8 protein-coding genes are annotated in these 7,682 nt (G+C 42.5%); all 8 read left to right on the top strand.

What is annotated here, in order from left to right; all coding sequences use genetic code 11:
- Nucleotides 1–2,767: YfhO family protein (locus tag RDS42_RS09995; RefSeq protein WP_308783535.1), on the top strand; the 2,767-nt coding region annotated here is incomplete at its 5' end.
- A complete protein-coding gene (locus RDS42_RS09990) occupies nucleotides 2,764–3,723 on the top strand; it encodes a glycosyltransferase family 2 protein (protein WP_308783534.1) in 960 nt (319 codons plus the stop codon). The genes RDS42_RS09995 and RDS42_RS09990, both read left to right, overlap by 4 nt.
- 94 nt (nucleotides 3,724–3,817) lie before the next feature.
- Nucleotides 3,818–4,237, top strand: a complete 420-nt coding sequence (locus RDS42_RS09985; RefSeq protein ID WP_308783533.1) for a GtrA family protein — start codon at nucleotides 3,818–3,820, stop codon at nucleotides 4,235–4,237.
- 60 nt (nucleotides 4,238–4,297) lie between these two features.
- Nucleotides 4,298–5,350 carry a nicotinate-nucleotide--dimethylbenzimidazole phosphoribosyltransferase gene (gene cobT / locus RDS42_RS09980; RefSeq protein WP_308783532.1) on the top strand — a complete coding sequence of 351 codons (1,053 nt, stop codon included), beginning with the start codon at nucleotides 4,298–4,300 and terminating at the stop codon, nucleotides 5,348–5,350.
- On the top strand, nucleotides 5,351–5,902 hold the full coding sequence (locus RDS42_RS09975) for a bifunctional adenosylcobinamide kinase/adenosylcobinamide-phosphate guanylyltransferase (RefSeq protein WP_308783531.1): 552 nt from the start codon (nucleotides 5,351–5,353) through the stop codon (nucleotides 5,900–5,902).
- Nucleotides 5,877–6,650: an adenosylcobinamide-GDP ribazoletransferase gene (gene cobS, locus RDS42_RS09970; RefSeq protein WP_308783530.1), complete on the top strand. Its 774-nt coding sequence runs from the start codon at nucleotides 5,877–5,879 to the stop codon at nucleotides 6,648–6,650. The genes RDS42_RS09975 and cobS overlap by 26 nt, the downstream gene beginning before the upstream one ends.
- Before the next feature lie 11 nt (nucleotides 6,651–6,661).
- Nucleotides 6,662–7,042, top strand: a complete 381-nt coding sequence (locus RDS42_RS09965) for a bifunctional adenosylcobinamide kinase/adenosylcobinamide-phosphate guanylyltransferase (RefSeq protein ID WP_308783529.1) — start codon at nucleotides 6,662–6,664, stop codon at nucleotides 7,040–7,042.
- Nucleotides 7,035–7,625, top strand: coding sequence for a histidine phosphatase family protein (locus tag RDS42_RS09960; protein WP_308783528.1), 591 nt, complete (start codon nucleotides 7,035–7,037; stop codon nucleotides 7,623–7,625). The genes RDS42_RS09965 and RDS42_RS09960 overlap by 8 nt, the downstream gene beginning before the upstream one ends.
- The last annotated feature ends 57 nt before the right edge of the window (nucleotides 7,626–7,682 follow it).

The following is a 7,682-nucleotide window of genomic DNA, read 5'->3' as shown; positions in this document are numbered from 1 at the left end:
AATGAAAAAAAAGATTTCTACGGAAAGAAGAACAACATATTATCTGGTTTATACTCTTGCATTTGGCATTATTGCATTAATCCTTTATATGCATTTTTTTCTCAATGGAAAATCACTGATCTGGAGTCATGACGGAGTTCCTCAGCATTTAAATTCTCTGGCATATTATGGAGATTATCTGAGAGAGATACTGCAGCAGCTGTTTATAGAACACAAACTGGAAATCCCCATGTGGGATATGCATATAGGATATGGATCTGACATTCTGACAACGCTTCACTACTATGTAATTGGAGATCCGCTGACTTTATTGTCTGTGCTGGTGCCGGCAGACAAGACAGAGTATCTGTATGCTTTTTTGATATTTTTGCGGATTTATCTGGCAGGGATTACGTTTAGCAGATATTGCTTTTATCATAAAAATTCAAGCCAGGCGACCTTACTGGGATCTCTTGTTTATATTTTTGCAGGCTGGACAATTTATGCATCTATGAAGCATCCGTATTTTGCCAATCCCATGATCTATCTGCCGTTGATACTTCTTGGAATTGATAAGATATACAGGAAAGAAAAGCCCTATGTATTTATCTGGTCGGTGGCTCTTGCCGGAGTATCAAATTTTTATTTCTTTTATATGCTGGGAATCTTTATGGTGCTTTATGCAGCATTTGATTATTTTGTAGTATTTACTGATAAACAGGAAAGAAAACTTTTATGTATTGGTAAATGGCTGGCTGTTTTTGCAGGATATTCGATGATCGCAGTACTGTTGGCTGCTGTGATCCTTCTTCCAGTGGTCCTTCCGGTTTTTGGAACAGGGCGTTTCCAGGCAGAAAACTATGTCCCTGTATTTTATGACAGAATCTATTATGAAAAATACCTGACGTGCCTGATTGGTGAAAATATGATCCAGTGGGGAGTTGCCGGATATACGGCAATTGCTATGACAGGCGTTTTTGTTCTGTTTTCAAAACGAAAGAAAAATACAGCTCTGAAATGGGGCTTTGTACTTTTAAATATATTTTTGCTCTTGCCTTTTGCAGGACATGTATTAAATGGTTTTTCTTATGTATCCAATCGATGGATCTGGGCATATGGTATGATGATCGCCTATATTTTTGTAAAGGCATATCCTGAATTCTATCTTTTAGACAGAATAGAAAAAAGGCGGGTATTTGTTTTCCTTATGATTTATTGCTGTATGGCTTTGTTTCCAGAAGCTGCACGGACAGAAAGAAATATGTCTGCAATGATTCTGCTTGTATTTTCTACAGCAGTGATCCTTTTGTACGGTTCTATATTTGTAAGAAAAAGAAACCTTTGTATGATGGTCAGTGTCCTGCTGACTGCCGGGATTGTTTTTAACATTTATTATCAGTATTCTTATGAAAAGGATTACCTTTCTGAGTTTACAGACAGAGGAAAAGCTATGGAAAAACTGGAGTCCGGCACAGATCTTGCAGTTCTGGATACAGATGATCCGTCAGTTTTCAGATATGATCAGCAGGATGCGCTTTCTTACGATAACTCAGCCATGCAGATGGGGACAAACAGTACGGCATATTACTTCAGTGTAGCCAGCGGCAGTATTGGAAAATATTTTGATGAAATGTATCTGAATACTCCCTGGGAGCAGCATTATGATAATCTGGATGGAAGAACTATTCTTGACAGGCTTGCTTCTGTAAAATATTTTGTGACAAAAAACGGGGAATACCGTTATCTTCCTTATAGTTATTACTGGCTGACCGGAAGTGCTAAGAAAAACAGCAGTATTTATGAGGCATTTGAAAGCCGGGAAGCGCTGCCTCTGGGATATACTTATAACTCTTTTATCCCAAGAGAAAAATACGATAAGATGAATGTGACAGAAAAACAGCAGGCACTTCTTCAGGGAGTTGTTGTGGAAGAAGCTTCGCTTTCAGAAGCGGATCTGGAATTTACAGATCAGGAGATTCCGTTTGAGATAAAAAAAGGAAAAGGCTGTAGTCTGAAGGATGGAAAGATTAAAGTAACAAAAGAAGGGGCAGAGCTGGAACTGGTCTTTCAGGGACTGGATAACAGTGAAACCTATCTGATTGCAGAAGGTCTTGATTACGATGGGCTTTCTCCCCGCGAGACGGTCAGTGAGAAAAAATGGGAAAAAATGTCCCGATATGAAAAAAATCAGGTTATTCATCAGGACAGCCACTGGAGATACTGGAAAGAAAGCCAGAAGGCATCTGTAAAGGTGGGAGGCCGGTTTCCAGATAAAACTATTCGTATTTTTACAGATAAATATAATGCTTACAGTGGAAAACATAATTTTCTCTGTAATACGGGATATGGGAAAAAAGCAAAAACCTCGATGACGCTTACGTTTGAAAAAACCGGAGTCTATACATTTGATGACCTTCGCATTGTCTGCCAGCCTATGGATAAGCTTGCAGAACAGACAGAAAAGCTGAAAGAGGATATCCTTACAGATATTTCTATAGATACAAATAGAATAACCGGAAAAATTTCTTTATCAGAACCCAAAGCTTTGGTGCTGTCACTTCCATACAGTAAAGGTTTCCGTGCCTATGTAGATGGAAAAGAGACAGATTTGATCCAGGCAAATACTATGTATATGGGATTAATGCTGGATGCAGGAGAACATGAGATTCAGCTGGTGTACTGTACACCGTTTTTGATCCCGGGGCTGTGCTTGACTTTAGCAGGGGCTCTGTGTTACATTTGTCTGGTATTTTTTAGAAGAAATAAAAAGAAGGTACAGAAACTATGAGCGTTTTATCAGTAGTGCTTCCGGCATATAACGAAGAGCTTATGATTCAAAAAACCTGCAGTGTTTTACGTCAGATACTTACGGAAGCAGAAATTGAGTATGAACTGGTGCTGGTGGATGATGGTTCCCGAGACCGTACCTGGAATGAGATTGAAAAAGCAGGGAAAGAGGACACGCATATCCTGGGTGTTCACTTTTCCAGAAATTTTGGTAAGGAAGCGGCTGTTTTCGCAGGCCTTGCCCAGGCATCCGGCGATGCGGTGGCAGTGATGGACTGTGATCTTCAGCATCCGCCGCAGACATTGGTAGAAATGTATCATCTCTGGAAGCAGGGATATGAGGTGATTGAAGGTGTAAAATCCACCAGAGGGAAGGAAAGTCTGATCCACAAAAAATGTGCAGGTTTTTTTTACGGGATCATGTCAAAGGCGACCAAAGTAAATATGCAGAATGCCTCAGACTTTAAACTGATGGACCGGAAAGCTGTTAACAGTATTCTTTCCATGCCGGAGAGAAATATGTTTTTCCGTGCGACTTCCTCCTGGGTGGGATATAAAACAACATCTGTTCGATTTGAGGTGCAGGAGAGAGAGGCAGGAGAATCTAAATGGTCTGCCTGGTCTCTGGTGAAATATGCTTTTACCAATATAGTAGCATTTACTACAGTTCCCCTGCAGTTTGTAACCGTAGGAGGAGGTATCTGCTTTCTCTTGTCTCTGGCGCTGATCATATACTCACTGATCCAGTATTTTACCGGTCATGCAGTAGAAGGATACACAACGATCATGATGGTGCTGCTTTTAATAGGAAGCGCGATCATGCTCAGCCTGGGGATCATTGGATATTATATTGCCAAGATCTATGAGGAAATAAAACGGCGCCCCCGTTATATTATTTCACAGATCATCAGAGGGAGTCAGGACGTATCGGAACATGCTCGGCATGATTCTGTGTAATTATCCGGAAATGTGAAGCATACAGAATTTTTGGATAAATGAAAATACAGAGCTGCTGCGAACAGAATGAGCAGTGACAGGACAGGAGCAGAAGATGGATAAGTTAAAGAAAATAATCGCCCGGTTTTATGGGAATGATGTGATAAGATATGTGTTTTTTGGCGGATGCACGACGCTGGTGAACCTGGTATGCTTTTATGTTCTCAGAAAGCTGAAGGTACAGCTGACAGCAGCCAATGTAATATCGATCATTACAGCAATCCTGTTTGCCTATGTGGTGAATTCGAAGTTTGTTTTTCAGGACAAGTGTAAAACCATAAAAGATCATGTGCAGCCTTTTATAAAGTTTATCAGTGCCCGTCTTGTGACTATGATCATAGAGGTGGGCGGCGTATGGCTGCTGGTGGAGATCATGCATATGAATGATATGCTGGGAAAATTTGTGACGCAGTTTATTGTTCTTGCCCTGAATTATATATTCAGTAAATTTTTTGTTTTTACAACAGGAAGATAAATGCGGCTGTAAACAGAGCAGACAGCAGTAAATACAGCACAGAAGGGAAGGAAACAGACAATGACACTTGAGGAAGTAAAGGAACAGATTCAGCCCATCGACGATAAAGCAGTTTCAGCGGCTCAGAAAAGATGGGACAGTATTGCAAAGCCTCTTCATTCTCTGGGAAAAATGGAAGACCTGGTCATGCAGATTGCCGGAATTACAGGTTCTCCTGATATCAATATCAAAAAAAGAGCCCTGGTGGCAATGTGTGCGGATAATGGCGTAGTAGAAGAAGGCGTGACCCAGACAGGACAGGAAGTGACAGCTATTGTTGCAGAGAACTTTCTGCAGGGAGATACGTCTGCCTGCGTCATGTGCAGACAGTGTGGAACGGATGTTTTTCCGGTGGATATAGGCATGGCGTTTGATACGAAGGTACCGATGGATCTGAAGGTTATGAAAGGCACCAGAAATATGGCAAAAGAGCCTGCCATGACAAGGGAAGAGGCTGTGCAGGGAATCGAGGCCGGTATTGAAATGGTAAGGCGTCTGAAAGCGCAGGGATATGCTCTGATCGCAACCGGGGAGATGGGAATTGGAAATACCACTACCAGCAGCGCAGTAGCCTCTGTTCTTCTGGATCAGCCGGTTGAAACAATGACCGGACGTGGAGCAGGTCTTTCCAGCGAAGGTCTGAAACGGAAAGTAGCAGCCATCAAAAAAGCGGTGGATCTGAACCGCCCGGATCCTCAGGATCCCATAGATGTGCTTGCGAAGGTAGGCGGATTGGATATTGCAGGAATGACAGGCGTGTTCCTTGGCGGAGCAGCCATGCACATCCCGGTGGTGATCGACGGATTTATTTCCTGTGTGGCAGCCCTTGCAGCACAGAGAATCTGTCCTCTTACCAGAGATTATATGATTGCTTCTCATGTTTCTAAGGAGCCTGCAGCGGTTCTGATCCTGAAAGCACTGAAGAAAGAGGCAGTGATCCACGGAGATCTGTGTCTTGGAGAAGGGAGCGGAGCAGTAGCTTTATTCCCGTTTATGGATATGGGAATAGCGGTATATGAATCTATGAGTACCTTTGAGGAAATCAAAGTAGAGCAGTATGAGGAGTTTACTTAAATGATGATTCTTGTAACCGGCGGAAGTGGAAGTGGAAAATCGGCTTTTGCTGAAGACTGTGTACTTGCCTGCGGAGAAAAAAAACGAATATATATTGCGACGATGTACCCTTTTGACCAGGAAAGCAAAAAAAGGGTACTTCGCCACAGGAAGATGCGCGCAGGTAAGGGGTTTGATACAGAAGAGTGTTATGTGGGATTGAAAAATGTACAGATCCCTTCCGGATGTACAGTTCTTTTGGAATGTATGTCCAATCTGACTGCCAATGAAATTTTTCGGGAAGATGGTGCAGGAGAAAAAACAGAGGACGAGATTCTCCAGGGAGTGGAAAGTCTGAAAAACCAGGCGGAAGATCTGATCATTGTAACAAATGAGATTTTTTCTGAAGCTGATACCTACGAAGAAGAGACAGAAAACTATCGGCGTGTACTGGGAAATATTAACCGGAGACTTGCCAGGATGGCAGATACGGTGGTAGAGGTTGTCTATGGAATTCCTGTATATTATAAGAAGGGAGAGGATTTTTGTGAAAAGTCTGTGGAACAGTTTTAAGATTGCATTTTCCATGTTTTCCAAAATTCCCATGCCTCAGGCAGAGTGGACAAAAGAAAATATGAAGTATATGTTCTGTTTTTTTCCATTTATTGGTACAGCCATTGGAACACTGATTCTTGCGGCATCCTGGGCAGCTGTATATCTGGGGATGAACGTTTTGTTTCTGTCTGTGATCCTGACGGTGCTTCCTGTACTGGTAACAGGAGGAATCCATGTAGACGGACTTCTGGATACAGCAGATGCTTTAAGCTCCTGGCAGGAGAGGAAAAGGCGGTTGGAAATCCTGAAAGATTCCCATGCAGGGGCCTTTGCGGTGATCACTGCCTGTGTCTATTTTCTTTGTTGGCTGGGAGCCTGGAGTGAGATTTGTTTTGATGTTCGCCTGACTATGATAATGGCATTAGGATTTATGGTATCACGCTGTTTTTCAGGAATCGGCGTGCTTACACTTCCAAAGGCAAAAGAAGAGGGGACTGTGGCGGAATTTTCCAGAAAATCAGAGGATGGGATTGTGCGCAATATACTGGTGGTGTATTTAGTGATTCTTTGTGGACTGATGATCTGGATTTATCCGGTAATCGGAGGTGCAGCATTTTTGACTGCCTGCCTGGTGTATTTTTATTACAGATATATGGCGATGAAGTATTTTGGAGGTACTACAGGAGATCTTTCCGGCTGGTTTCTCTGTCTCTGTGAGGTGGGGATGGCTCTGGTGATCGCGGTGGCATCTGCTTTTCCACTATAAAGGAGTTTGTTATGGAAATGATGATCGGAGGCGCTTTTCAGGGAAAAGCGGATCTTGCAAAAAAAACATATCCTGGAATCCAATGGATCCAGGGAGAGAAAATGACAGAAGAAGAACTGATGAACGCTCAGGGGGTTCTGGGTTTCCATCAATTCATTAAAAAAGAACTGGAACAGGGCAGAGAAGTACAGCATCTGGCAGCGGCGTTAATACGGAACAATCCTGATGTTATTCTGGTATCTGATGAGGTAGGTTACGGTGTGGTTCCTGTAGATGCCTTTGATCGTGCGTATCGGGAAGCTGTAGGAAGAGTCTGTACAGATCTGGCTGCTTACAGTAAAAGAGTGATCAGGGTAGTCTGTGGTATAGGGATGGTGATCAAGAATGCCTGATATTTATCTGATTCGTCATGGAATGACAGAAGGTAATAAATACCAACGGTATATTGGGACAACAGACGAGCCGCTGTGCCCGGAAGGACGAGAAGAGATAAAAAAAATTTCCTATGGCGTTCCGGATGAGGTGTTTGTAAGTCCAATGATCCGGTGCCGGGAAACGGCAGAGCTGCTTTTTCCTCAAAAAAGACTGCGGATCATAGATCAGCTTTCAGAGTGTGATTTTGGAACTTTCGAAAATAAAAATTATCGCGAATTGTCAGGAAATCAGGAATATCAGGATTGGATAGACAGTGGCGGAACGCTTCCTTTTCCTGGGGGGGAAAGCAGAGAGAGTTTTAGGAGAAGGACGCTGGAAGGTTTCTCACGGGTAGTGACAGCCTGTATACGAGAAAAGGTAAATGCTGTAGCCGTAGTAGTCCATGGAGGGAGTATTATGAATATAATGGAAGCCTACGGACATCCGGAAAGAGATTTTTATAGCTGGCATGTAAAAAATGCTCATGGGTATCTGGTACAGGTGGATGCGTCTTTGTGGATGAAAAATAGAAAGCTTCTGGAATTGAAAAAAGAACTGTAAAAAAATAAAAGCTGTGTGCAGAAAGCATTTTCTATATAAAAACTGCTTTCTGGCACA

The sequence above is a fragment of the uncultured Blautia sp. genome, from assembly GCF_902497045.1.
Lineage (GTDB): Bacteria > Bacillota > Clostridia > Lachnospirales > Lachnospiraceae > Blautia_A.
This window is presented reverse-complemented; position numbering and strand designations above follow the sequence as displayed.

Coding starts and splice junctions, on each gene's coding strand:
- RDS42_RS09965 (WP_308783529.1), top strand. CDS start 6,662: ATGGAAATGATGATCGGAGGCGCTTTTCAGGGAAAAGCGGATCTTGCA.
- RDS42_RS09960 (WP_308783528.1), top strand. CDS start 7,035: ATGCCTGATATTTATCTGATTCGTCATGGAATGACAGAAGGTAATAAA.
- RDS42_RS09975 (WP_308783531.1), top strand. CDS start 5,351: ATGATGATTCTTGTAACCGGCGGAAGTGGAAGTGGAAAATCGGCTTTT.
- RDS42_RS09985 (WP_308783533.1), top strand. CDS start 3,818: ATGGATAAGTTAAAGAAAATAATCGCCCGGTTTTATGGGAATGATGTG.
- cobT (WP_308783532.1), top strand. CDS start 4,298: ATGACACTTGAGGAAGTAAAGGAACAGATTCAGCCCATCGACGATAAA.
- RDS42_RS09990 (WP_308783534.1), top strand. CDS start 2,764: ATGAGCGTTTTATCAGTAGTGCTTCCGGCATATAACGAAGAGCTTATG.